Source organism: Litorisediminivivens sp. KMU-197 (genome assembly GCF_056858395.1).
Genome location: NZ_JBXEQG010000002.1, coordinates 405,769 through 431,024, shown reverse-complemented (window position 1 = coordinate 431,024; position 25,256 = coordinate 405,769). Strand labels below are relative to the sequence as shown.

The window sequence follows — 25,256 nt, the reverse complement described above, 5'->3', positions numbered from 1 at the left end:
GGGCGCCCGACGCGCCGCTGTCGTGACGTTACGTCGCGACGCCCGGAAACGTGATGCGACCGCGCGGACTCGGCGGCCTACCCCCGGTTGAGGACGGCGTGGATCAGCGCCACTTCGGATCAATCATGTCGTAGCCCAGCATCTCCGCCAGCCGTCCGACGGTGGCCCCGGCAAAATCCGCTGCACCCTTCGGGATGCGTGCATCGTAGCCGCCGGCGCGCCCCAACAACCGGCCGGCTGCGGCGAATTTCATAGGATGCCGTGGCAGGCCCAGTCTATCCAGCTTGATCCGGCCCGCCCGGTCCCAGTCGAAGACGGAAAAGAAAAAGCCCAACGTGTCCCGCACGACCGACGGATCGTGCCCGGTGATCCTTGCGTGATGCTCCATGACCATCGGCTCGGACGACGTGTTCATCGGGTGTATATGCTTGACCCGCTCTGGCATTGCGATCGTGTCGCCGGCCTTGACCTTGCCCTCCTTGCCATCCAGCCGGTAGCTGCCCGATCCGGACAGAACCTTGAAGTCCTCGTGCCAACCAAGATGGAAATGCTCGGCAAAATCCGGCGCGGCCGAGGGTTGGTTCATCGTGTAACGCATCACGAATCCGTCGTCGCTCATGTCGAGAAGTTCGAACTCCGTTCCCGACCTGGGATTTGAAACTTTCGCACCGACGGCCAACATAATAATTGTCCCTCCAATTGGTAAATGGAGGGACAATACTACAAATCCTTCATCTCGCGAAATGCGGCCTCAGTTCACTGTCACCCAGCGCAGGATAAAGAAGTCGTCCGGCCGCTGCGTCAGCTCGATGTTGGACCGCGCGCCCCAGACCAGCGGCTGCACGTAAAGCGGCACATAGGCCACCTCGTCCGCCATGATCTGCGTGACCTCGTCGACCATCGCCTGCCGCTTTTCCTCGTCGATCTCGGACTGGATCATCGGCAGCAGCTCGTCGATGCGGTCATTCGAGAAGCCGCCGAAGTTCCAGCTTCCCAGTTTCTTCTCCTCGTTCGGCGTGGCGACGAGGAAGCGGATCGGGTGTTCGGCGTCGAAGGTTCCCGGCGACCAGCCCAGCAGGTACATGTCGTAGTTGTCGGCCCGCAGTTCCGGCCAGTAGTTGTTGACCGGCATCGCTTCCAGCGTGGCATTCAATCCGACCTGGGCCAGCATCGCCGTCACCGCCTGACAAACGGATTCGTCGTTCAGGTAGCGGTCGTTGGGGCATTTGAAGCCGAAAGAGAAGCCCTCGGGATAGCCCGCCTCGGCCAGCAATTCGCGCGCCTTGACCGGGTCGTAGGCGGGCGCATCTGCCAGCGCCTCGGAATAGCCGTTCATCGCCGAGCTCACCAGTTGGTTCACCGGCTCGGCATTACCGCGCATGGTGGTCTGCAGGATCGCCGGCACGTTGATGGCGTACTGCACCGCCAACCGCACCTTGGCATCGGCAAAGGGGTTGGCGTCGGGGGTGTCGGACGAATACTTCAGCGTCTCGGCCTCATGCGGGAAACCCAGCATGATGACCCGCGCCTCGATGCCCTGGATCACCTCGACATCGGGATTGTCCTTCAGCCGCGCCACGTCCTGGATCGGCACCGGGTTGATGAAGTCCACGTCACCCGACAGCAGCGCCGCCAGCGCGGTGGCCGGGTTCTGGATCGGCGTCAGTTCGGCGCGGGTGATATTGTGCTCGGCCTCACCCCACCAGTTCTCGAACGGCTCCAGCACGGTGCTGAGGCCGGGCTCGCGCGAGGTCACCATGAACGCGCCGGTGCCATTGGCGTTCAGCGTGGCGTGGTTGCCGTTTTCCTTGTCGGGGCGGGTGGTGTCATTTGCTTCGGCCCAGCCGCTGTCCATGATCATCCAGTTGGCGATGGACGACGGGAACAGCGGGTTCGGCGCAGAGGTCATGAAATCGACGGTATAGTCATCGACCACCTTCACCTCCGAAACCGGCGCGAACCAGCTGCGGGTGTCGGCCTCTTCGCTCGAGGCGCGCTCGTACGAGAACATGACATCCGCGGCGTCGAAAGTGGCACCGTCGTGAAAGGTGACGCCCTCGCGCAGGGTGAAACGCCAGCCCTCGCCCTCGCCGATGGGTTCCCACCTCGTTGCCAGCGCCGGCTCGACCGACATGTCCTTGCCGCGCCGCACGAGGCCTTCGTAGACATTGTTGAGAAAGCCAAGCACCGGGGCCGAATTGGTGGCGTGCGGGTCCATGGTCTGCGGATCGGTGGTGACTGCCCACTTGAAGTCTTCGGCCACGGCGGGCGCGGCCAAAGCCACCCCCAGCGCGACCGCGCTTATCACACGTTGCATGTCGGTATCTCCCCTGTTGGTTTGACCAAGGGTAGCACAGGACGGCGAAGCGTCCATCGGCAAGCACGCGGACCAGTGGCAGCGGCCAGTATCAAGCCGTCGACAGAGTGGCGTGCTGTGGCTATGGCCTGGACCGACGGCTTGACAGCAATCCCGCGGTTTCTCACCGTCCGGTCGAGGCAGGCCACCACCCCAAGGATATACGGGAGCAAGACGCATGGATACGCGAAACGAGAAGCGGGATGCACTGGTGGTTGGTGGCGGCACGGCCGGGTTCGGCGCCGCCCTCGCCGCGGCCCGGCAGGGGCTCAGCGTGACCCTGCTGGAGGCGACCACCAAGATCGGCGGCGTCATGGCCTTTTGCCCCGGCATGCCCTGGGGCGGCGGATACCCGCAGGACCGGATCGTCGGCGGCCTCATTCAGGAGCTTACGGAGCGGCTTGCCGCGATGGATCCGCCCGCGGCCGAGGTGCGCCCCTGCACACTGGACAATTTCGGGCCCGAGATCGTCTACGACCACGACCTCGCGACACTCACCATGTTCGAGATGCTGGAAGAGGCGGGCGTGCGGCTCCGGTTGGGCGCAATGGCGCTGCATCCGCAGATGCAGGGCGACAGGATCGCAGCAGTGTCATGTTGCGACAGGAACGGGCCGTTCACCGTCGAGGCCGGCATTGTCATCGACTGCTCGGGCGACGGCGACCTCTCTGCAAAGGCGGGCGTGCCGCACGTGCTTGGCGACGCGTGCGGCAACATGATGGCGGTCACGATCTCGTTTCACATGGTCGGCGTGGACTGGCAGGCGGCCTTCGCCAATCCCGACCCCTATTTCGAACGCTACGGCGCGCGCGGTGTCGCCGAGGGGCGCCTTCACCCCGACCTTGCAAGGCTCTATCTCATGCGCGGCTTTCACCGGGGCACCGTCTTCTGCAATTCCGTCCATGTCCGGGGCGTCGATGGCACCGCCCCCGTCGCGGTGGGCAAGGCCACGCAGGAAGGCCGCCGCCGATGCCTCCAGCTGGCGCGGTTCCTGCGCAGCGACGTGCCGGGCTTCGAACAGGCGCACATGTCGATGCTGTCACCAACCGTCGGCGTGCGCGAAACGCGCAAGCTGGAGGGCGTCTACCGCGTGACCGGCGCGGACCTTGCCCGCGCGACCAAGTTCCCCGACGGCATCGTGGCCTGCGACAACCCGATCGACGACGTCATGCGCGCCGAGGGTGACATGACCCACGAGGCCGCGTTGCAGCCGGGCGATTTCTATACCATTCCGTTCCGCTCCCTGATCCCCGTCGGGATTGCGAACCTGATGTTCGCCGGTCGCATCCTGTCGGCGGACCCAGTGGCCTTTGCCTCGGTCCGGGGGATGCCGCAGTGCATGACGATGGGACAGGCGACCGGCACCGCCGCCGCGCTGGCATTGCAGGCGAACGTGCCCGTACAGGAACTTCCACCCGACGCACTGATTGCGTCCTTGACGCGTCAAGGGGTCAACCGCCTCGTCACGGGCTGACGCGGCCGGACAAGGTCATCATGTCAAACGACAACGCCCCCACGAACATTCGCGGGGGCGTCTTTGTCATTTAGGTGTCGAACCAGCGCCGAAGCGGCAGGCTCAGTTCATCGTGAAGTACTTGATCTTGGGCTGGTCTTCCGGGTCGACCTCGATGCCGACCTTCTCGGCCATGCCCCAGTTCAGCACTTGGTGGTGGATCGGGATGTAGAGCTGCTCATCCTGAACCACCCGCCAGATGTCCGCGATGTCCTTGTTTCGGGCCTCCAGATCGGTGTTCGACGCCAGCGTCTCGATCTTGGCATCCAGCTCGTCGTTGTCGTAGCCGGTGCCGTTCCAGGTACCGATGTCATCTTCGCGCCCGTGCACGAGGAAGTTGAAGATGTATTCGGAATCGTAAGTCGGCACGCCCCAGCCCAGCATGTAGAAGTCGGTCTTGCCGTCTGTGATGAGCGGGAAGTGCTGCGCCTTGGGCTTCGCGTCGAGGTTCACGGTCACGCCGATCTGACCCAGCATGCCGACGGCGGCCTGACAGATCGCCTCGTCATTGACATAGCGGTCGTTCGGGCAGTCCAGTCGGATCGAGAAGCCGTCGGCATAGCCCGCTTCCTCCATCAGCGCCTTGGCGGCCTCGATGTCGGTCTTGGCCTCAGCGTCCATCTCCTCGGTCCAGCCGTTGACGAAGGGCGGCGCGATCATGCCGGCGGGCTGTGACTGGCCGCGCATCACGACCTGGCGGATGGCATCGCGGTTGATCGCCATCGACATTGCCTTGCGCACCTTGACGTCGGCCAAGGGGTTCTTGCCCTCGACATTGTCTGCCTCGATGTCATCGGCGCCCTGGTTCATCCCGAAGAAGATCACCCGGTTCTGCGGCGCCTGCTTGACGGTCAGACCCTCGGCGTTGTTGACGCGGTCCAGATCCTGCACCGGCATGTCCTGAAGAAAGTCGACCTCGCCCGAAAGCAGCGCGGCAACCCGCGTGGCGGCATTCTGGATCGGGGTATAGACGATTTCGGTCACTTCCATCGGGAACTGGTCCTTACCCCAGTAATCCTCGTTGATGGTCATCACCGTCTTCACGTCCGGCTCGCGGCTTTCCAGCTTGTAGGGTCCGGTGCCGTTGGCGTTGGTGGTGGCATAGGTGATCTCGCCGCCTTCAAAGTCCTGGACGTTGACGGTGTCGTTGGCCTCGGCCCAGCCTTTGTCGAGGATGAAGAGGTTGGTCAGGTTCGACGGCAGGATCGGGTTCGGGCCGTCAGTGACCATCTCGATGGTGTAGTCGTCGACCGCGCGGACCTCGGTGATCGAGCCGATCAGCTCTTTCATGTCCGAGTTCGGCTGCTTGGCGCGCTCGAAGCTGAACACCACGTCCTCAGCGGTAAAGTCCGCGCCATCGTGGAATTTCACGCCTTCACGCAGGTTGAAGACCCAGACGTTCGGATCGTCTTCGGACGGCGCCCAGTTGGTGGCCAACGCGGGTTCGAAATCGCCCTTCACATCACGGATGATCAGCGGTTCGTACATCTGGTGGCGAATGGTGTGGGTCGGGCCCTCGTTCTGGGCATGCGGGTCAAGCGTGAGCGCGTCACCGGAGCGCGCCCAGCGCAGCGTCTCGGCGCTCAGCGATGCGGTGGAGGCCAGCAGAGCGGCCGTCACGGTGCATACGAGTGTCTTGTTCATGGAGTTTCCTGTTGGTTGTTTTCGTTTCTGGTCTTTGCCAATGCGCGCAGTCTTTGCCACCGCGTTGCGATTGACAAGGCCCCAGATGCGGCCGCGCGGTCCAGTGGCGGCGCCTGTTAGCGCTGTCGCCCTTGCAGTCAGGACTCGGACGCGGGCGAAAAATTTGACCAGACGGCAAAAAAATCCTTGCTGAATCACCCCTCCGCACACACACTGGTTGCGAAAGTTTTCAGAACTCGCCTTTTAATTTCAGGAATTGCTGCCGTGCGTCTGAAATCCTTCTGTCCACCGATTGCGCGGCCGGCCTGCACCGGTTGCTGCCGTCAGGGTCTTTCGGCATGACCTATGTTTGGCCCGACAACGCCCGCGAAACCCTGCATGGCGCTTTCAGGGACCGGCAGCTCTGCCTCTACCTTGGCGCCGGTGTTTCGGTCGCCAGCGCCCTGCCGACTTGGGACAAGCTGGTACTCTCGGTCTATTTCGCTGCCATCTCCGAGGCCAAGCTCGGCCAGTGGCGCCCCTTCCCCAATTACCTTTTTGCCATTGCCGACTGGTATCTGGGCGAAGCCCGTGAACCGCTGGAGGTCGTTGCCCGCAAGCTGCGCCAGCTTTACCCCGAGGGTGAGCACGGCGACGTCGAGTTCCTGTCGGCAGTACGAGACGGTCTCTACCGGATCGAGGATGCCACCCTGCGTGACAGCGGCGCGCCCGAGATCGACGGGAACGAGACGCTGCAAGCAGTTGCCCGGCTCTGTGCCAGCAACACCGGGCAACGCTATGGTGTCCGTTCGGTAGTGACCTACAACTACGACGACCTGCTGGAGCGCGCGCTTGAGGGCCAGAGGCAGGCCGCACCGGTCTTCAGTCGCGCTGCGCCGCCACGCAACCGCCTGCCGATTTTTCACGTCCACGGCTACATCCCCTTTCCGCGCGACGGTGGCCCCGGGCCCGAAGGCGTGGTCTTCACCGAAGAGGAATACAACGCCGCCGCCAGCGACCCCTATAGCTGGTCCAACCTCGTGCAGCTGCGCGAAATGTCCAGCTCGGTGGGGTTGATGGTCGGCCTGTCGCTGTCGGACCGCAATATCCGCCGCCTACTGGACGCGCTGTCACTGTCACCGGTGCGGGCGCAGATTTACGCTGTTCTGAAGACCCCCGACCGGCATGTCCCCGACAAGACACAGGTCGACGGGATCGACCGCGCTGCGAAACAGCTGCTGGACGATTTTCAGAGCGCCGGCATCAAGTCCCGCGCCATGGGCCGCAAGGAAAAGGGGTTTCAGCGTCACAACGTCAAGGCCGCTAGCCGCTACGAACACGAGATCCGGGGCATTCTGGAGGCGGTCGAAGACCTTGCGCAGGAGCAGGAGACACGCGTCCTGCGGCGGCTGGGCATCACGCCCATCTGGTACGACAACCACGCCGACATCCCGACCATCCTGAAAGACATTACCGATGCCTGACGCCCGCCCCGACACCCGCATCGGCCTTGCCCTTTCGGGCGGCGGCTTCCGCGCCACGCTCTACCATTGCGGCGCGCTGATGCGTCTGAACGAACTCGGCTGGCTGCCGAGGCTCGACCGGATCACCAGCGTGTCGGGCGGCTCGATCGCCTCGGGCCGGCTTGCGGCGCGTTGGTCGCGCCTGCAGTTCGGCGCGGGCGGCGTGGCCGGCAACCTGATGCCTGAGGTCATCGAACCGCTGCGCGACTTCTGCCGCCAGACGCTGGACCTCAAGGTCGTGGGCCTGGGCCTGATCCCTTTTACCAAGTCCGCCGCCGAGCGCCTGATCGACGCCTATGACGAACAGCTCACGGGTGGCATGACCCTCGACGAAATGCCCGAGCGGCCGGATTTCATTTTCAAGTCCACCAATCTTCAGACCGGCCGCACCTGCCGGTTTTCGCGGGTGCGGGTGGCAGATTACCTCGTGGGCGAGATCCGCAATACCGCAAGGTTCAGCGTGGCACAGGCGATGGCCGCCTCCAGCGCCTTTCCCCCGGTGCTGTCGCCGGTAAGCTTCGACCTCGCCGCTTCGGACTGGAGCGACCTGCCGGGCACGCAGTTCTTTGGCAAACCGGAGTTCACCACCAAGCTCAACCTGACTGACGGCGGCGTCTACGACAACCTCGGGCTCGAACGCATCGACCGCTTCGGCACCATCCTGTGCTCGGACGCGGGCAAGCCCTTCACCCACGGCCCGACCTTCGGTCCGCTGTCGCCGAAACAGGTGCTGCGCGCACTCGACATCGCGATGGATCAGTCCCGCGCGCGCCGGGTGTCGGCGTTGTTCGCCTTGCGCCCCTTCACCGAGCAGAAGCTATCCTACTGGGGCATCGACATGGGGCCGACGTCCGACGCAGCCCCCGATCTGCTGCCGCGCTCGCCCGCCACCGTGGCGCGGATCGCCGCGATGCGCACCCGGCTCAACGCCTTCGATGACACCGAGCAGGGATTGCTGATCAACTGGGGTTTTGCCTGCTGCGACGAGCGGATGCGCACCTACCTGACGCCCGATGCCGCGCCGCCGGACGGACTTCCGCTTCCCGAACACCCGCTGACCTGAGCCGGTCAGATCGCAGGCAGCGCCTTTACCATGGCCGCCAGCACGTCGTCCGCCGGCTTGGTCCACCAGTTCCTTGCCGAGAAGATTTCGACCTCGACGAAACCGTCGAAGCCCTGATCCTCGACCATGCCGCGCAGCGCCGGGATGTCGATGACGCCCTCGCCCATCATACCCCGATCGGTCAACAGGTCGCGGGTCGGGTTCAGCCAGTCACAGACATGGAAGGCGTGAAGTCGGTCCCGGCCGGCGCGCTTTATCTGCGCCGCGACCTCGGGGTCCCACCAGATGTGATAGACGTCCAGCGCCACGCCGATTCCGTCGCCGAGCCTGTCGCAGATATCCAGCGCTTGCCCGGTGCTGTTCACGCAGGCGCGGTCGGCGGCATACATCGGGTGCAACGGCTCAATGGCGATCTTCACGTCGGCGGTGCGGGCGTAGTCCAGCGTCTTCTCCAGCCCTTCGGTGACGATCTCACGCGCGGCCTCGATATCCTTGGAGCCTCTGGGCAACCCGCCCACCACCATGACAAGGCAGTCCGCACCGATGGCGGCGGCTTCGTCCACGGCGCGCCTGTTGTCGTCGATCACGCTCTGTGTCAGCGCGCCCTCGGATGTATACCATCCGCCCCGGCAGAGCCCCGATACGCCAAGCCCCGCCTCGCGGATCAGCTTGGCGGCGCGGTCTACGCCACACGCCTGCAGCGCGTCGCGCCAAGGGGAAATGCCACCGATGCCGTGACGCTTGCAGCCCTCGATGCATTCCGCAAGGGTCCATTGCCTCGAAACGGTCGCGGTGTTCAGCGACAGGTCGGCGGCGGTCAGCGTTCTCATGACCAGACACCCCGGGCCTGGAAGACCGGCTTGGCGCGGCGCACCACCTCGTCGGGATCGGTGAAGATCTGCGCCGCGTTCGCCAGCCGGATCGTCTCAGCCAGGTGCAGGGTCGATCGGGCACTTTCCTGCCCACCGATCATGGTGAAGTGGTCCTGATGGCCCATCAGGTAGGCAAGGAACACCACACCGGTCTTGTAGAAACGCGTCGGCGCCCTGAAGATATGGCGGCTGAGCGGCACGGTCGGATCGAACGCATCGTGATAGGCGGCGGCATCCCCCTCGGCCAAGGCCGTCAGCGCCCGGGATGCCGCTCCGGCGATAAGATCGAAGATGCCCAGCAGCGCATGCGAATAGCCCCGATCGTCGCCCTTGATCAGCTCGGGGTAGTTGAAGTCGTCGCCGGTGTACATCGCCACGCCCTTGGGCAGACGCCGGCGCATGGCGATCTCCTTCTCGGCCGACAGCAGCGAGATCTTGATACCGTCTATCTTGTCGGCGTTGTCGGAGATGACCGACAGACAGGTCTCCATTGCCGTCATGTGGTCGCCGTTGCCCCAGTAGCCCGCAAGTGCCGGATCAAACATCTCGCCCAGCCAGTGCAGGATCGCCGGCTGTCTCAGACCCGACAGCACGCGGGCATAGACCCTCGCGTAGTCCTCCGGTCCTTTCGCGGCCTGCACCAGCGCACGGCTGGTCATCAGGATCACGCGGCTGCCGGTGGCCTCGACCGCCTCGCATTGCATCTCGTAGGCGGCGATCACGTCGTCGATGGTGACATTCGGGCCGGGGGCAAGGTGGTCGGTCCCGGCGCCGCTGGCGATCAACGCACCCTCGGGCGCGGCGTCCATGCTGCGACGGATCAACTCCAGCGAGGTCGGCCAGTCCAGACCCATGCCGCGCTGCGCGGTGTCCATCGCCTCGGCCACACCAAGCCCCAATGACCACAGGTGCTGGCGAAACGAGATCGTGCGGTGCCAATCGACGGCCATCCCATCGCCGGGGTCGACGTCTGCCGTTGGGTCAGAGACCACATGCGCCGCGGCATAGGCGGTGCGGGTCCAATCGCCGCCCGGCACCGGGACAGGGCCTGCGGCGATCTCGACCGGTGCTAGGCCGCCGCCAGAGGTGGGCAGGATCAGCCTCGCCATCTCCGCCTCCTCAGATGTCCAGCGCCGGCACATCGAGCCAGCGGCGTTCCGCGGAACTCCTGTAGCCCAGTTCGGCCAGTTGCACGCCCTTGGCGCCCTCTGCCAGCGTATAAGACCAGGGCCCATCCTCGACCACGTGGCGCAGGAACTGCTCCCACTGCACCTTGAAGCCGTTGTCGAAATCGGCGTTGTCGGGCACTTCGACCCAGTCGTCGAAAAAATTCATCGTCTGTTTCTGGTCGGGGTTCCAGACCGGCTTGGGCGTGTTGACCCGTGCCTGGGAATAACAGGTGTGCAACCCGGCCACCGCGCTGCCGTGGGTGCCGTCGATGTGAAAGGTCACCAGATCGTCGCGCCGCACGCGCGTACACCACGAGCTGTTGAGCTGGGCAATGATGCCGCCCTCCAGTTCGAAGGTCGCATAGGCGGCGTCGTCGGCGGTGGCGTCATAGCGTTCGCCGTTCTCGTCCCAGCGCTCGGGGATGTGAGTGACGGCGGTACAGGATACCGCCTTGACCGGCGCGATTACATTATCCAGCACATAGCGCCAGTGGCAGAGCATGTCCGACACTAAGCCGCCGCCGTCCTGCTTGCGATAATTCCACGACGGCCGCTGTGCCGCCATCCAGTCGCCCTCGAACACCCAGTAGCCGAACTCGCCACGCACGCTGAGGATTCGCCCGAAGAACCCTGCGTCGCGCAACCGCTTGAGCTTAACGAGACCCGGCAGGTCCAGCTTGTCATGCACGATGCCGTTCTTGACGCCCTTTTCCTTGGCGTGGCGGGCAATGGCAATGGCTTCATCCAGCCTCTCCGAAACGGGCTTTTCCGAATAGACATGCTTGCCCGCGTCGATTGCCTTGCGCAGCAGGCCGGGGCGCATCCGGGTGCTGGCAGCGTCAAAGAAGATCGAGTCGTCAGGGTTGGCCAGCGCCGCATCAAGGTCGGTGGTATAGCGCTCGACGCCGTGTTTGGCGGCCAGTTCGGCAATCTTGGCATCATTGCGGCCCACGATGATGACGTCGGGCACAAGCCGGTCGCCGGTCCTGAGCGCCATGCCGCCCTCATCGCGGATCGCCAGAACCGAGCGGATCAGGTGCTGGTTCATCCCCATTCGGCCGGTGACCCCGTGCATGATAATGCCGATGCGTCGTGTTGCCATTGTCACGTCCCCCGCCTTGACGCCCCTCCGGGCCGCCCCCTGACACGCGCTCCCTTCACTACGCCGCACGGTTGAAACGCTTAACTTACTAAATAGTAGTTTATATCAGTTATGTCAAGCCGAAGATGGTGCCGCAGGGCGACCTCGTTCCCGAAAGGGTTGTGCTAAACGGGGGGCTGAGCGTGGCTACTCCGCATCCGGGTCGGCAGTCTTCAGATAGGTCACAATCATGTTCGCAGCCTTCTCGGCATGGCCGGTCAGCCAGTCTTCCTCGATCGGGGTGCGAAAAGCGATCGACAGGGTGTGCATGTTCGAGATCGGAAACCAGCAGACCGAGGCAATGAAGATGTACAGTTCCACCGGGGACATTTCGGATTTGAAAAGACCGGTCTCGCGCCCCTTGCGCAGAATTTCATCGACCCGCTGCAGCAACAGCGACTGGATGTCGGCCGCGTCCTTGAGTTCCCGAATGGTCGACCCACCCCGGAGGTTCTCGGTGTTGAGCATCCGGATAAACCAGGGGTTGTTCCAGAAGTGGTTCATGGTGAACATCACCAGCGTCCGGATCGCCTCTCCCGGCTCACGGGTGTCCAGTTCCAGCTTGGACTCCCCCTCGCGGATCTGGACATAGGCCTCGCGCAGCGCGGCGGCATAGACCGCGTCCTTGTCACCGAAGTAGTCGTAGATCATCGGCTTGCTGACACCGGCCCGTGCGGCGATGCGGTCCACGCGAGCGCCGGAGTGGCCGACTTCGCTGAACTCCTGCAAAGCCGCAATCAGGATGGCGGAGCGTGTCACTTCGGGGTTGCGCTTGCGATCCCTGCGGATCGGGGTCACCTGTTTGGCCATTCAATCTCGTCTCATCGTTTCGATGTTAAGTGTATATGTCGTTGCGCCGCCAAGCCACTGTTCAGAGACTGCCGTCGGGTCAAGCCGGATCCGCATCCAAAAGGGGTCGGTCAGGCATTTAGTCGGGCCCCGATCCAGCGAAAGGGCGCCAGCGCCGCCCGCCGCACCGACGCCACGTTCATTGCGATCGACAGCACGATCAGCGCCACGAAGACCGCCGACACCGGCCGGGTGAAGAACGGCGCCAAATCGCCGTCGCTCAGCGTCAGGCCGCGGCGCAAGCTCTTGTCCAGCAGGTCACCGAGGATGATCCCCAGAACCAGGGGCGCCATCGGGTATTTCATCTGCCGCAGCACGAAGCCCACCAGCCCGAAGGCCACCATGATCCAGATGTCGAAAATCCGCTGGCTCAACGCGTAGGTGCCGATCACGCAGAGCACGAAGACCACCGGCATCAGATAGGCATAGGGCACCTTCAGCACCTGCACGAAGACCCGCGTCAGCGTCAGCCCGAAGAAGGCCATGAACAGCGTCGCGATCACCACCATGGCGCTGATCAGACCGATGAAGTCCGGCTGCTCGATCATGATCAGCGGCCCCGGCCTTATGCCGTGGATGAACAGCGCCGCGATCAGCACCGCCGACGAGGCCGAGCCCGGCACCGCAAGCGTGATCGCCGGGATCAGCGAGCCGGGCACCACCGCCGAGTTGCCGGTCTCGGCCGCAATCAGCCCCTCGTGGCTGCCGTGGCCGAACCTGTCCTTCTCCTTCGAGGTCCTGCGCGCCGCCGCATAGCTGGCCCAGGCGCCGATATCCTCGCCCACGCCTGGGATGATGCCCACCAGCGTGCCGATGATGCCGGACCGCGCGATGGTGAACTTGTAACGCCACAGGTCGATCATGTCGGGCAGGGTCCGGTCGCTCTTATCCCTATTCACCGCCAGCTCGCCGGCGCGGTTCCACATCGCCGTCAGCACCTCGGCAAAGCCGAAGGCACCGACCATGGCGGGGATCAGGGCGATGCCCGCATTCAGGTCCTGTAGCCCGAGGTTGAAACGCACATGCGCGTGGATACCCTCCGAGCCGATCATGGCGACCGCCAGCCCAAGCAGCCCCGCAATGTAGCCCTTGAGCGGCGTGGTGCCGGCGGTCAGCTGACCCGAGATCAGGATTCCGAAGACCGCCAGCCAGAAGAATTCGAAGCTGCCGAAGTTCAGCGCAGCCTCGGCCAAGGGCGGCGCTACCAGCACCAACATCACCACGCCCGCCAGCGTGCCCAGCGCCGATCCGGCCGTCGCCAGCCCCATGGCATAGCCGGCCCGTCCGGCCTTGGCCAAGGGATAGCCGTCCAGTGAGGTTGCTGCGCTTGCGGGCGTGCCGGGGATGTTCAGCAGGATGGCAGAGCGTGAGCCGCCGTAGATCGCGCCGACATACATGCAGACCAGCACGAGGATCGCGGTGGTCGAATCCAGCGAATAGGTGAGCGTAGTCATCAGCGCCACGCCCATGGTCGCCGTCAGCCCCGGCAGCGATCCCACCAGAATGCCCAGCAGCGTCGCCCAGCCCGCGTGAAACAGCATCCCGGGTGTCGCCAGCGTGGCCAGCCCGTTCAACAGGTCGCCCAATCCGCTCATGGCAGCCGCACCAGAAACAGCTCTGCGAACAGCAGCGCCGATCCGAAGGCCACCCCGGTGCCCAGCGCCAGCGCGCCCAGCACCGCGACCGCCTGCGCCTGCCGAGTGCCGTTCAACGGAAAGGAAAACAGCAGCGCGAAGGCGCTGGCGAAAAGGAAGGTCGCCCAGACGTAGGGCAGCGACCCGACCAGCCCCAACGCATAGATCACGCAGATCGCGGCGGTCAGCCCCAGCCGCACCCAAGAGCCTCCGCGCAACACCATCGCCTCGCCTTCGGCCCGCGCCCTGAACGACGACCAGAACAGCATCGCCGCGCAAAGCGCCAGCAGGACGCCAAGGATCATCGGCACCAGCCCGGGGATCGAAGCCGGATGAATCTGGCGGACCTCCAGCCGGTCCATCATGTAACCCCCGCCCAGCAACGCCAGCCCGAGCAGAAAGAGGAGGACCGCTGTCAGCCGGTCGGCCAGAGCCATGGTCATCGGATCACCTGTCGTTGCCACGCGGCGCGGGCGCGGTACTCCGCTGCGCGCCCACGCGGCCCTATTCAGCGGGGCAGTCGATGCCGATCTCGGAGGGATCGACGACCGCCTCGCCGCGGGTAACGCGGGCGCAGGCCTCGGTCACCACAACCGGCATCGCCTTGTCGAGCGCCGCCTGCCCATAGCTCGGCGAAAACACGGCGCCACGGTCAGTCGCATAAGTCTTCAACGCCTCGCTGTTCATCACATGGTCCTGCCAGACCTGATCAACGGTGTCATAGACCTCCTGCGGGGCACCGGTGGGGATGAACACCCCGAAGTAATCCGCCGCAACGTGGAAATCCGGCAGGAAGTCGGTGATCGGCGGCACCGGGTCGATGCCCTCGACCACCAGCGCGGTGTCCGACAGCACGGTCAGCGGGCGCAGGCGACCGGCGCGGATCATTTCGGTCTGTTCCACCGCAAGCTGCGTGGTGACCTCGACCTCACCGCTGGCCGCCGCGATCACCGCGGGGTTGCCGCCGTCATAGGTAATCATCCGGGCTCCCGACAGGTCGCCCTCGGCGCTTTCCTTGATCGACGCCAACGCCATGCCGCCAGACGAGTTCACCCCGGCGGTGCCGACAGTGACCGATCCAGACTTCATCGCCTCCAGCAGCTCCGGGAAGGTCTGGTAGGGCGCATTGGCGTTTACGCTGACCACCGGCACATTCGCGACATGCAGGTAGATACGGTAATCCTCGATCGAGGTATCCTCGATCAACCCGGTAACGGTATAGGTGGCATTGTTGGCAATGGCATTGGCGGTCCATGTGTACCCATCGCGCGGCGCGTCCAGCGCTGCCTTGGTGCCGGTCGATCCGGAGGCGCCGGGCTGGTTGACCACGACGATCTCGGTGCCCAAGGCCTCTTCCAGTATAGGCGCCACGACGCGGGTGACCTGGTCGGTCGATCCGCCCGCCGACCACGGCACGATGATATTGATCGGACGGTCTGGCTTCCAGCTGTAATCCTGTGCCGCAATCGGTGCGGTCAGGGCGCTGACTGCCGCGGCGAGCGCAAGGTTCCTAAGGGCGGGCATGATATCTCCTCCGTGATCTACCGGTGGTAGGTTTTGAAGCCGATCGGCACCTCTCAAAATTTACGGCTGACGCATGGTCATTGCCGCCACATCAGAAGTTGCCATTCGCACCTTTCGTGCCGGGCGTGTCAAGCCGACTGGCGGATCATTTCGCCCCCGATGGCTGGCTCCGCACCGCTGCTGCCTCATTGCGGCGGCGGGCAAAGCCACCTCATGCGCGCTCGTAACCCGCTTCAGGCAGACGCCATGTATCAACCTATGGGTTGCAATTTCATGATCAACTCTACGAATCGTTGCGCAGAACCCGGATCTGAGCGTAGCCTGTTCGCGCGCAGAGGCAGACCCTTTTTGCCACCGCACGTCTTTCAAGACGCTCCGTTGGGCAACGACCCTCGGGCCTTCAAAAAATCGGAAATACATGGGAGATCGAACAGATGTCATTTGGAAAAACCCTATTTGGTTCGACTGCACTGCTTCTGGCACCCGCTTTCGTCGGTTCGGGTTACGCAGCTGTCGGAACCGACAGCCAGGCGCTGCGCGATGCCGTCACGGTCGAGGCCATCCGTGCCCACCAGTGGGCATTTCAGGAATTCGCCGATAACAGCGGCGGCACCCGCGAAGCCTCGAGCGCCGGCTATCAGGACTCGGTCGAATACGTCGCGCGGCTGATGCAGGAGGCCGGATACAACGTCACCGTGCAGCCCTTCGACTATCCCTTCTTCGAAGAACTGACCGAGGCGATCCTTCAACAGATCTCGCCCAACCCGACCAGCTACACCTACTTCGGTGAGCCCGGGTTTGCCACGATGTCCTACTCCGGATCGGGCGACGTGAACGGCATCGCTCAGGGCGTCGATCTGATCCTGCCGCCCGCACCCGACGCCAACACCTCGACCAGCGGCTGCGAAGCGTCCGACTTCGCGGACTTCGATGCCGGCAACATCGCGATCATCCAGCGCGGCAGCTGCTCCTTCGCCCAGAAGGCCAGCAATGCCCAGGATGCCGGCGCCTTGGGCGTGGTGATCTTTAACGAAGGCCAGCCGGAGCGCGACGAGAACTTCCTCGGCACCCTCGGCGGCCCCGATTTCACCATCCCGGTGGTGGGCGCCTCGTTCTCCGTCGGCGCCGACCTCGCCTCTGCCTATGGCGATGAAACGGCCGAGGATGTCGTTGTCCGCATGGTGGTCGACGCCACGTCCGAAATTCGCAGCACCGCGAACGTCATCGCCGACAGCCCGGCCGGCCGGGACGACCGCGTCGTCGTGGTGGGTGCGCATCTCGATTCCGTGTCCGAAGGCCCCGGCATTCAGGACAACGGCACCGGATCGGGCGCGATCCTCGAAATTGCGCTGCAAATGGCCGAGTTGGGGATCGAGCCGCGCAATCAGGTCCGGTTTGCCTGGTGGGGCGCGGAAGAGGCCGGGCTGCTGGGTTCTGAATACTACGTGGCGCAACTGTCGAAGCGCGACACCAAGGACATCGCCATCAACCTCAACTTCGACATGATCGGATCACCCAACTTCGTGCGCTTCGTCTATGACGGCGACGGCGACGCCACCGGAACCGCCGGGCCGAACGGATCAGCCAATGCCGAGGCGATCTTCCTCGACTACTTCGCGTCGCAGGGCCTGCCGGTGGAACCGACAGCCTTCGACGGTCGCTCGGACTATGGCCCGTTCATCGCGGTCGGCATTCCCGCGGCAGGGCTGTTCACCGGGGCGGAGGGCACCAAGACCACCGAGGAAGCTGCGGTCTATGGCGGCGTGGCGGGCGCTCAATACGACCCCTGCTACCACCTCTCCTGCGACACGTTCGACAACATCAGCCTCGAGGCGCTTGACCAGATGAGCGACGCGGCCGCGCATGCGGTGCTGACCTTCGCGATGACGACCTCGTCGGTCAATGGCACGGCCAAGGCGAGCCCCAACGCGACGATGGCATCCATGAAAACCATGGCGTTCCGCGGCCCCCGCGCCCTGCGATGACCCGGTCGGGCTGCAAATCACTTGTGGCCCGCCTGGCCCTGGCCGCCGCGCTCATCTGCGCGGCGGTCACTGGTGCGACCGCCTCGGTGGATGACACCGCCGCCGCATCGCTCACCTATCAGGCTCGTGAAAACCTGCTGTCCGGCAGCCTCCCGCAAGGCACCGACCGCGCCAGCATCATCCGGCGGATCGGCGAGCTGGCCGGCGTCGACGTCAGGATCAGCGCCAGATTGCCCGCGCTGCACCAAGACGTGACCTTCGACCGGCTCTCGGTCGAAGACGCCTTGCGCCTGCTTTTGGCGCAGAAATCCGTCGTGCTGCTTTATGACGGCGCGACTGCGGGCCCCCCGTCGCTGCGCAAGATCTGGGTCATTGCCGACGGCATCCCCACCACCGTCGCCCCGCAATCCCCGTCGGATGGGGCCACGACCGAGGACCCCGCACCGGCCGACCTGCGCGTCCAGCGTGCGCGCGCCACGCGCGAAATCGTCCAGCTCAGCTACCGCGCCGACGCGGCCTCGATCCGCCGTCTGAGGGACATCGCCGCGGACGCGGACGACCCCGCCTTGCGCAAGGCCGCGCTGAGCGCGCTGGCCGGACAGACCGGAACCGACAATTTCGAGCTCTTTGTGAACCGCGGCCTCGCCGACCCCGACCCCACCGTCCGGATCGAAGCCGCCCGCAGTCTGCTGCGACAGGACAACATCCATGCAAAATCCATCATCCGTCACGCCGCCGAGCGCGAACCCCATGCGCCGACTCGCTCGATCCTGAGACGGCTGGCGCAAGGCGAAATCGTCGACCGCAAGTCCGGTCTGGACAGGACACCGGTCGCCGATTAACACGTGCTCCAGCGTCGAAAGACCGCCCGGGCGGCCCGTTCCGCGCGTCTCGCAAATCTTTCGCCCCACCCGGAAACGTCTGTTTTCACGCGCTTTCCTTATACAAGCCGCACATTTCCGCCGCTTCACCGTTTTTTACCATTTGATAAAAAAATTTTCTGTGGCAGCCTGTCGTCAAAAGAACAGGGAGCTACCATGACCAACCCGTTGACCCCAGGTATCGCCGCCGCGCGGCTGTCCCCCGAGGACCTCGCGGCCAATTTCTCCGACCTGCACCCGCCGCTGGATGCGCATGAGGCGCATGTCGCCGCCGACCGCTGCTACTTCTGCCACGATGCGCCCTGCATCACCGCCTGCCCCACAGACATCGACATCCCGCTGTTCATCAGGCAGATTTCGACCGGCCAGCCCGAGGCGGCTGCGCAGACCATCCTCGAACAGAACATCCTCGGCGGCATGTGCGCCCGTGTCTGCCCGACCGAAACGCTCTGCGAAGAGGCCTGCGTGCGCGAACTGGCCGAGGGCAAGCCGGTCGAGATCGGCCGCCTGCAGCGTTATGCCACCGACGCGCTGATGACCCGGCAGGGCCACCCCTTCACCCGCGCCGCCGACAGCGGCAAGCACATCGCGGTGGTGGGCGCGGGGCCGGCCGGCCTTGCCTGCGCGCACCGGCTGGCGATGAAGGGCCACAAGGTCACCATCTTTGAGGCGCGGCCCAAGCCCGGCGGGCTCAACGAATACGGGCTGGCCGCCTACAAGACGACCGATGATTTCGCCGCGCGCGAGGCCGAGTGGCTGATGGGCATCGGCGGCATCACCGTGGAATACGGCAAGGCGCTGGGCCGCGACATCACGCTGGACGCGCTCAAGGCCGATCACGACGCGGTCTTCCTCGGCATCGGCCTCGGTGCCGTCAACGCACTGGGCATGGAGGGCGACGAGGCCGCCGACAACGCCGTCGATTTCATCGCCACCCTGCGCCAGACCGCCGACCTGACCACCCTGCCCGTGGGCCGCGACGTGGTGGTGATCGGTGGCGGCATGACGGCGGTGGACGCCGCCGTGCAGTCCAAGCTGCTTGGTGCCGAAAACGTCACCCTCGCCTATCGCCGCGGCCGTGACCGCATGGGTGCCTCGAAGTACGAGCAGGATCTCGCGGCCTCCAAGGGCGTCCGCATCCTGACGAACGTGATGCCGGTGGCGATGAAAGATGGTAAGCTGGTGCTGGAATATACCGCCGACGCCAACGGGCGCCTGCAAGGCACCGGCGACTACCTCGAACTGCCCGCCGTGCAGGTGCTGCGCGCCATCGGCCAGACGCTGGTGCCGCTCGACGGTCTGAGCCTCGACGGCGGCAAAGTCGCGGTGACGGACGCTGGCCGCACCGGCATTGACGGCGTCTGGGCCGGCGGCGACTGCACCCCCGGCGAGGACCTCACGGTGGTTGCCGTTGCCGAAGGCCGCGACGCGGCGGAAGACATTCACGCGACGCTCACTGCCTGATGCGCCGCAGTCCCGGACCCCGATCCGGGACCTCACCACACATCCGCGGAGGCCCCGGATCAGGTCCGGGGCTGCGGACCGCAAGGATCAAGGACCCGAACCCATGGCTGACCTGACCACAGACTTCCTCGGAATCACCTCGCCCAACCCGTTCTGGCTGGCCTCTGCGCCGCCCACCGACAAGGAATACAACGTCCGCCGCGCCTTCGAGGCCGGCTGGGGCGGCGTCGTCTGGAAGACGCTGGGCGAGGCCGGCCCGCCCGTCGTCAACGTCAATGGCCCGCGCTACGGCGTGATCCACGGCGCCGACCGCCGGCTGCTGGGGCTGAACAACATCGAGTTGATTACCGACCGCCCGCTCGAGGTGAACCTCGAAGAAATGGCCCGCGTCAAGGCCGACTATCCCGACCGCGCCCTGATTGCCTCGATCATGGTGCCCTGCGAGGAAGCCGCCTGGAAAGCGATCCTGCCGCGTGTCGCCGAAACCGGCGCCGACGGGATTGAGCTTAACTTTGGCTGCCCGCACGGCATGTCCGAACGCGGCATGGGCTCCGCCGTGGGCCAGGTGCCGGAGTACATCGAGATGGTCACTCGCTGGTGCAAGGAAAACTACGACCGTCCGGTGATCGTCAAGCTGACCCCCAACATCACCGACATCCGTAAGCCGGCGACGGCGGCCAAGAACGGCGGTGCCGACGCGGTCAGCCTGATCAACACCATCAACTCGATCACCGCCATCGACCTCGACAATTTCGCACCGCAGCCGACCATCGACGGCAAGGGCAGCCACGGCGGCTATTGCGGCCCGGCGGTCAAGCCCATCGCACTGTCGATGGTGTCCGAGATCGCCCGCAACCCCGAGACCCACGGCCTGCCTATTTCTGCCATTGGCGGCATCACCACTTGGCGCGACGCGGCCGAGTTCATGGCGCTGGGCGCCGGCAACGTGCAGGTCTGCACCGCCGCGATGACCTATGGCTTCAAGATCGTCGAAGAGATGAAGCGCGGGCTGTCGCAGTGGATGGACGAGAAAGGCTATGCTAAGACGTCCGACTTCATCGGCCGCGCGGTGCCCAACGTCACAGACTGGCAGTACCTCAACCTCAACTACGTCACCAAGGCCCGCATCGATCAGGACGCTTGCATCAAGTGCGGCCGCTGCTACGCCGCCTGCGAGGACACCTCGCATCAAGCCATCGCCATGTCGCCCGAGCGCAAGTTCGAGGTGATCGATGCCGAATGCGTCGCCTGCAACCTCTGCGTCGATGTCTGCCCGGTCGAGAACTGTATCACCATGGAACGGCTGGCCCCCGGCACCGTCGATCCGCGCACCGGCAAGGTGGTGCAGGAGGAATACGCCAACTGGACCACGCATCCCAACAACCCGATGGGACAGGCGGCGGAGTAATCGGGGACAATAAGGGGACACGACCGACCGCACTGGCCGGGATGACCGGAAAATTCTGGAGATCCCGGCTGGACGCTAAGCCCCGCATCGCCGGGCCGAGGTGCGGCGATCCAGCATCCGTGGAGGCCACTTGATGCCTTCGGTTGCCGTAGACGCTCAGGCTGACAGGCGTCCATCAGTCATATCGCCGTGCCGGAGGGCGGCCCGGCGATGCGGGGCGGCTTCGCCGCTGTTAACCCGCTTGGAACCATACTCGAACGATCCGTCCGCCGTGACGTCTCAGGCACGCCACTCAGTCCTACGGCACCAGCACCCGCCGAAACACCCGCTCCAAATGCGCCTCTGCCGCCTCGAAAGGGTCTCCCTTGCCAAGCACCGCCGTCACCTGCACCTCGAAATCCGCGTAATGCTGGGTCTGCGCCCAGATCGAAAAGATCAGGTGCACCGGGTCTACCGGCGCCAGCCGCCCCTCGGCAATCCAGCGCTCGACGACGGCCGCGGTTTCCTCGACCAGCTCGCGCAGATCGGTCTTCAGGTAGGGCAGCATCCGCGGCGCACCCTGCAAAATCTCGTTGGCGAACAGACGGCTCTCGCGCGGATAATCCCGCGCCAGTTCCAGCTTGCGGCGCACATAGGCAAGGATCTCGTCCAGCGGTTCACCCTCGGAATCGAGCGCACGCAGAGGATCGAGCCAGGTCTTCAGCAACCCCTGCAACAGCTCTTCGTGCATCGCCTCCTTGGACGGGAAGTAATACAGCAGGTTCGGCTTCGACAGCCCGGCCTCGGCAGCGATCTGGTCCAGCGTGGCGCCGCGAAACCCGTATTGCGCAAACACTTCCAGCGCCGCCTTCAGGATCACCTCGCGGTTACGCTTCTGGATGCGGGTGCGCGGCTTGGGGACGGCGCCGTTTTGCGCCCGTGCAGTTCTTTCTGTCATATCACGCGAATCCTGCCCAAATTACCGCCATTTGCCTGCCGGGCCAGCGAATGCCTTGACTGACCTCTCACCCGTGGTAGCGTGCTTTTGACCGATTGGTCAAATTCAATGAGAGCCCGAAGGGCCAACGACAGGGAATCAAATGACCGAACCGACAGCCAACCTGACCGTCGATGGCGACCGCCTGTGGGACAGCCTCATGGAAATGGCCAAGATCGGCCCCGGTGTCGCCGGCGGCAACAACCGCCAGACCGTGACCGACGAAGACGGCGAAGGCCGCGCTCTGTTCCAGCGGTGGTGCGAGGCCGCCGGCTGCACCATGGGCCTCGACCAGATGGGCAACATGTTCGCCCGGCGTGAGGGGACCGACCCCGACGCCCTGCCGGTCTACGTGGGCAGCCACCTCGACACCCAGCCGACGGGCGGCAAATACGACGGCGTGCTGGGCGTGCTGGGCGGGCTGGAGATCATCCGCACCCTCAATGACCTCGAGATCAAGACGAAACACCCGATCGTGGTCACCAACTGGACCAACGAGGAAGGCACCCGCTTCGCGCCCGCAATGCTGTCCTCGGGCGTCTTCGCCGGGATGCACGCGCAAGACTGGGCCTACGACCGCGAGGATCACGACGGCAAGAAATTCGGCGACGAGTTGCAGCGCATCGGCTGGCGCGGCGAGGAAGAGGTCGGCGCCCGCAAGATGCACGCCTTCTTCGAGCTGCACATCGAACAGGGGCCGATCCTCGAAGCCGAGGGCAAGGACATCGGCGTCGTCACCCACGGCCAGGGCCTCAGCTGGACGCAGGTCACCGTGACCGGCAAGGAAAGCCACACCGGCTCGACCCCGATGCCGATGCGCAAGAATGCCGGTCTCGGCATGGCGCGCATCCTCGAAAAGGTCGACGAAATCGCGTGGTCGCACAAACCCGACGCGGTGGGCGCGGCCGGCCATATCGAGGTCTTCCCCAACTCGCGCAACGTGATCCCCGGCAAGGCAGTCTTCACCGTCGATTTCCGCTCGCCCCAGCTCGAGGTGATCGAGGACATGGAAGCGCGACTAAAGACCGAGGCGCAGAAGATCTGCGACGACATGGGCCTGTCGGTCGAGTTCGAAAAGGTCGGCGGCTTCGACCCGGTGGAGTTCGACATGGACTGCGTGGCCGCCGTGCGCAACGCTGCCGATCGGCTGGGCTATTCCCACCGCAATATCATCTCCGGTGCCGGGCATGATGCCTGCTGGATCAACCGGGTGGCGCCCACGGCGATGGTCATGTGCCCCTGCGTCGACGGGCTGTCGCACAACGAGGCCGAGGATATCAGCAAGGACTGGGCCAAGGCCGGCGCCGACGTGCTGTTCCACGCGGTGATCGAAACGGCGGAGATCGTGGCGTGAGCCTCTTCAAACCTCGCGTCCCGGGCCTGACCCGGGACCTCATGGCCAGCCACGAGGCCCCGGCGCGGGGGCCGGGGCGCGATTCATCCCGTGTTAACCTTGCTCGTAAAACGATGCGGTATGGCGCATTTCGTCTACATCATGGCCTCCCGTCCAGGCGGAGCGATCTACATAGGGCGCAGCCACAACCTGCGCGTCCGGATCGAAACGCATCGCGCCGGGATGTCCGAACACACCGCCGCCTACAACATCCGCACTCTGGTCTGGTTCGAAGCGCACGAGGACTTCGAAGCCTCACTCTTGCGCGAACGGCGCCTCAAGCGCTGGCGACGCGCGTGGAAAGACCAACTCATCACGGAACTCAACCCGCAATGGCGGGACATTACGCATCTCGTTCCCGAGTAGGCGCCGGCGAGGTCCCGGCGCAAGGCCGGGACGGGCGATACAGGGAGACACACACATGACCAAAGTCATCAAGAACGGCACCATCGTCACCCACGACCGGACCTACAAGGCCGACGTCCTGATCGAAAACGGCCAGATCACCGAGATCGGCCCTGACCTCAAAGGCGATGAGACCCTCGACGCCACCGGCTGCTATGTCATGCCCGGCGGCATCGACCCTCACACCCACCTCGAGATGCCTTTCATGGGCACCTATTCCACCGACGACTTCGATAGCGGCACCCGCGCCGCGCTCGCCGGGGGCACCACCATGGTCGTCGACTTCGCCCTGCCCTCTCCCGGTCAGGGCCTGCTTGATGCGCTGAAGATGTGGGACAACAAATCCACCCGCGCCCATTGCGACTATTCCTTCCACATGGCCGTCACCTGGTGGGGCGAGCAGGTGTTCAACGAAATGGAAACCGTCGTCAAAGACCGCGGCATCAACACCTTCAAGCACTTCATGGCCTACAAGGGCGCGCTGATGGTGCAGGACGACGAGATGTACGCCTCGTTCCAGCGCATCGGCGAACTCGGCGGCATCGCGCTGGTCCATGCTGAGAACGGCGACGTGGTGGCCGACCTCCAGCAAAAACTGCTGGCCGAAGGCAACACCGGCCCCGAGGCCCACGCCTATTCCCGCCCGCCGCAGGTCGAGGGCGAGGCCGCCAACCGCGCCATCATGATCGCCGACATGGCCGGCGTGCCGCTCTACATCGTCCACGTGAGCTGCGAAGAGGCGCACGAAGCCATCCGCCGCGCCCGCCAGCAAGGCAAGCGCGTCTGGGGCGAGCCGCTGATCCAGCACCTGACGCTGGATGACAGCGAATACATGAACAAGGATTGGGACCACGCGGCCCGCCGCGTCATGTCGCCGCCGTTCCGCAACCAGAAGCATCAGGACTCGCTCTGGGCGGGGCTGCAATCCGGCTCGCTGTCGGTCGTGGCGACGGACCACTGCGCCTTTACCACGGAGCAGAAACGCTACGGCGTGGGTGATTTCACCAAGATCCCCAACGGCACCGGCGGGCTCGAGGACCGGATGCCGATGCTCTGGACCCATGGCGTCGAAACCGGCCGCCTGACGCCCGAGGAATTCGTCGCCGTGACCTCCACGAACATCGCCAAGGTGCTGAACTGCTACCCGAAGAAGGGCGCGATCCTGCCCGGCGCGGATGCCGACATCGTAGTCTGGGACCCCGAGAAGACCAAGACGATCACCGCCGACAAGCAGGTCTCGGCCATCGATTACAACGTCTTCGAGGGCAAACAGGTCAAGGGCCTGCCGCGCTTCACCCTGACCCGCGGCCATGTCGCGGTGCATGATGGCGAGCTGCGCAGCCAGGAGGGACACGGCGAATTCGTCAAGCGCACGCCCAACACCGCCACCAACAAGGCGCTGTCGAAGTGGAAGGAACTGACGGCACCGCGCCCGGTGGAACGGTCGGGCATCCCGGCAAGCGGGGTATGACGGTGC

The 25,256-nt window shown here is 64.8% G+C and carries 21 protein-coding genes; 10 read left to right on the top strand and 11 right to left on the bottom strand.

Going from position 1 to position 25,256, the window contains the following annotated elements; translation table 11 throughout:
* Nucleotides 1–103 precede the first annotated feature (103 nt).
* Complete coding sequence (locus tag AC04PT_RS07005) at nt 104–619, bottom strand: cupin domain-containing protein (RefSeq protein WP_482872895.1); 516 nt, start codon at nt 617–619, stop codon at nt 104–106.
* Nucleotides 620–751: 132 nt separating this feature from the next.
* Nucleotides 752–2,317, bottom strand: coding sequence for an ABC transporter substrate-binding protein (locus AC04PT_RS07000; protein ID WP_482872894.1), 1,566 nt, complete (start codon nt 2,315–2,317; stop codon nt 752–754).
* A gap of 217 nt (nt 2,318–2,534) precedes the next feature.
* Here AC04PT_RS07000 and AC04PT_RS06995 point away from each other — a divergent pair, with 217 nt between their 5' ends.
* Nucleotides 2,535–3,830, top strand: a complete 1,296-nt coding sequence (locus tag AC04PT_RS06995; RefSeq protein ID WP_482872893.1) for an FAD-dependent oxidoreductase — start codon at nt 2,535–2,537, stop codon at nt 3,828–3,830.
* A 102-nt stretch (nt 3,831–3,932) separates the two neighbouring features.
* Here the strand turns inward: AC04PT_RS06995 and AC04PT_RS06990 are convergent, their stop codons facing one another.
* Nucleotides 3,933–5,513, bottom strand: coding sequence for an ABC transporter substrate-binding protein (locus tag AC04PT_RS06990; protein ID WP_482872892.1), 1,581 nt, complete (start codon nt 5,511–5,513; stop codon nt 3,933–3,935).
* A 338-nt stretch (nt 5,514–5,851) separates the two neighbouring features.
* On the opposite strand from AC04PT_RS06990, the gene AC04PT_RS06985 reads away from it, so the two are divergent.
* Together AC04PT_RS06985 and AC04PT_RS06980 are read left to right on the top strand one after the other, a co-directional pair.
* Nucleotides 5,852–6,976 carry an SIR2 family protein gene (locus tag AC04PT_RS06985; RefSeq protein WP_482872891.1) on the top strand — a complete coding sequence of 375 codons (1,125 nt, stop codon included), beginning with the start codon at nt 5,852–5,854 and terminating at the stop codon, nt 6,974–6,976.
* The gene (locus AC04PT_RS06980; RefSeq protein WP_482872890.1) at nt 6,969–8,078 is read left to right on the top strand and encodes a patatin-like phospholipase family protein; all 1,110 of its coding nucleotides are present in this window, start codon (nt 6,969–6,971) and stop codon (nt 8,076–8,078) included. The genes AC04PT_RS06985 and AC04PT_RS06980 overlap by 8 nt, the downstream gene beginning before the upstream one ends.
* A 5-nt stretch (nt 8,079–8,083) precedes the next feature.
* On the opposite strand, the gene AC04PT_RS06975 is transcribed toward AC04PT_RS06980, so the two are convergent.
* The 7 genes from AC04PT_RS06975 to AC04PT_RS06945 all read right to left on the bottom strand — a co-directional run bounded on the left by AC04PT_RS06975 (nt 8,084) and on the right by AC04PT_RS06945 (nt 15,267).
* On the bottom strand, nt 8,084–8,908 hold the full coding sequence (locus AC04PT_RS06975; protein WP_482872889.1) for a sugar phosphate isomerase/epimerase family protein: 825 nt from the start codon (nt 8,906–8,908) through the stop codon (nt 8,084–8,086).
* On the bottom strand, nt 8,905–10,059 hold the full coding sequence (locus AC04PT_RS06970) for a dihydrodipicolinate synthase family protein (RefSeq protein WP_482872888.1): 1,155 nt from the start codon (nt 10,057–10,059) through the stop codon (nt 8,905–8,907). The genes AC04PT_RS06975 and AC04PT_RS06970 overlap by 4 nt, the downstream gene beginning before the upstream one ends.
* Before the next feature lie 10 nt (nt 10,060–10,069).
* Nucleotides 10,070–11,221 carry a Gfo/Idh/MocA family protein gene (locus tag AC04PT_RS06965; RefSeq protein ID WP_482872887.1) on the bottom strand — a complete coding sequence of 384 codons (1,152 nt, stop codon included), beginning with the start codon at nt 11,219–11,221 and terminating at the stop codon, nt 10,070–10,072.
* A 186-nt stretch (nt 11,222–11,407) separates the two neighbouring features.
* A complete protein-coding gene (locus AC04PT_RS06960) occupies nt 11,408–12,070 on the bottom strand; it encodes a TetR/AcrR family transcriptional regulator (protein ID WP_482872885.1) in 663 nt (220 codons plus the stop codon).
* A gap of 110 nt (nt 12,071–12,180) precedes the next feature.
* On the bottom strand, nt 12,181–13,704 hold the full coding sequence (locus AC04PT_RS06955; protein WP_482872884.1) for a tripartite tricarboxylate transporter permease: 1,524 nt from the start codon (nt 13,702–13,704) through the stop codon (nt 12,181–12,183).
* Nucleotides 13,701–14,186: a tripartite tricarboxylate transporter TctB family protein gene (locus AC04PT_RS06950; RefSeq protein ID WP_482872883.1), complete on the bottom strand. Its 486-nt coding sequence runs from the start codon at nt 14,184–14,186 to the stop codon at nt 13,701–13,703. The genes AC04PT_RS06955 and AC04PT_RS06950 overlap by 4 nt, the downstream gene beginning before the upstream one ends.
* Before the next feature lie 61 nt (nt 14,187–14,247).
* The gene (locus AC04PT_RS06945) at nt 14,248–15,267 is read right to left on the bottom strand and encodes a Bug family tripartite tricarboxylate transporter substrate binding protein (protein WP_482872882.1); all 1,020 of its coding nucleotides are present in this window, start codon (nt 15,265–15,267) and stop codon (nt 14,248–14,250) included.
* A gap of 434 nt (nt 15,268–15,701) precedes the next feature.
* Between AC04PT_RS06945 and AC04PT_RS06940 the strand changes: the two genes are divergently transcribed.
* The 4 genes from AC04PT_RS06940 to preA all read left to right on the top strand — a co-directional run bounded on the left by AC04PT_RS06940 (nt 15,702) and on the right by preA (nt 21,005).
* Nucleotides 15,702–17,252 (top strand): M28 family peptidase, encoded by a 1,551-nt coding sequence (locus AC04PT_RS06940; RefSeq protein WP_482872880.1) that lies wholly within the window; start codon nt 15,702–15,704, stop codon nt 17,250–17,252.
* Between the two features lie 23 nt (nt 17,253–17,275).
* Complete coding sequence (locus tag AC04PT_RS06935) at nt 17,276–18,094, top strand: hypothetical protein (protein ID WP_482872879.1); 819 nt, start codon at nt 17,276–17,278, stop codon at nt 18,092–18,094.
* Nucleotides 18,095–18,289: 195 nt separating this feature from the next.
* Complete coding sequence (locus AC04PT_RS06930) at nt 18,290–19,597, top strand: NAD(P)-dependent oxidoreductase (protein WP_482872878.1); 1,308 nt, start codon at nt 18,290–18,292, stop codon at nt 19,595–19,597.
* Between the two features lie 103 nt (nt 19,598–19,700).
* Nucleotides 19,701–21,005 carry an NAD-dependent dihydropyrimidine dehydrogenase subunit PreA gene (gene preA, locus AC04PT_RS06925; RefSeq protein WP_482872877.1) on the top strand — a complete coding sequence of 435 codons (1,305 nt, stop codon included), beginning with the start codon at nt 19,701–19,703 and terminating at the stop codon, nt 21,003–21,005.
* Between the two features lie 298 nt (nt 21,006–21,303).
* Here preA and AC04PT_RS06920 read toward each other — a convergent pair whose 3' ends face one another.
* Nucleotides 21,304–21,942 (bottom strand): TetR family transcriptional regulator C-terminal domain-containing protein, encoded by a 639-nt coding sequence (locus AC04PT_RS06920; protein WP_482872876.1) that lies wholly within the window; start codon nt 21,940–21,942, stop codon nt 21,304–21,306.
* A 142-nt stretch (nt 21,943–22,084) separates the two neighbouring features.
* On the opposite strand from AC04PT_RS06920, the gene AC04PT_RS06915 reads away from it, so the two are divergent.
* From AC04PT_RS06915 to hydA, 3 genes are all read left to right on the top strand, one after another.
* A complete protein-coding gene (locus tag AC04PT_RS06915; protein ID WP_482872875.1) occupies nt 22,085–23,335 on the top strand; it encodes a Zn-dependent hydrolase in 1,251 nt (416 codons plus the stop codon).
* Between the two features lie 120 nt (nt 23,336–23,455).
* Entirely contained in the window at nt 23,456–23,740 is a 285-nt protein-coding gene (locus tag AC04PT_RS06910) for a GIY-YIG nuclease family protein (RefSeq protein ID WP_482872874.1), read from the top strand.
* A gap of 55 nt (nt 23,741–23,795) precedes the next feature.
* The gene (gene hydA, locus AC04PT_RS06905; protein WP_482872873.1) at nt 23,796–25,250 is read left to right on the top strand and encodes a dihydropyrimidinase; all 1,455 of its coding nucleotides are present in this window, start codon (nt 23,796–23,798) and stop codon (nt 25,248–25,250) included.
* The last annotated feature ends 6 nt before the right edge of the window (nt 25,251–25,256 follow it).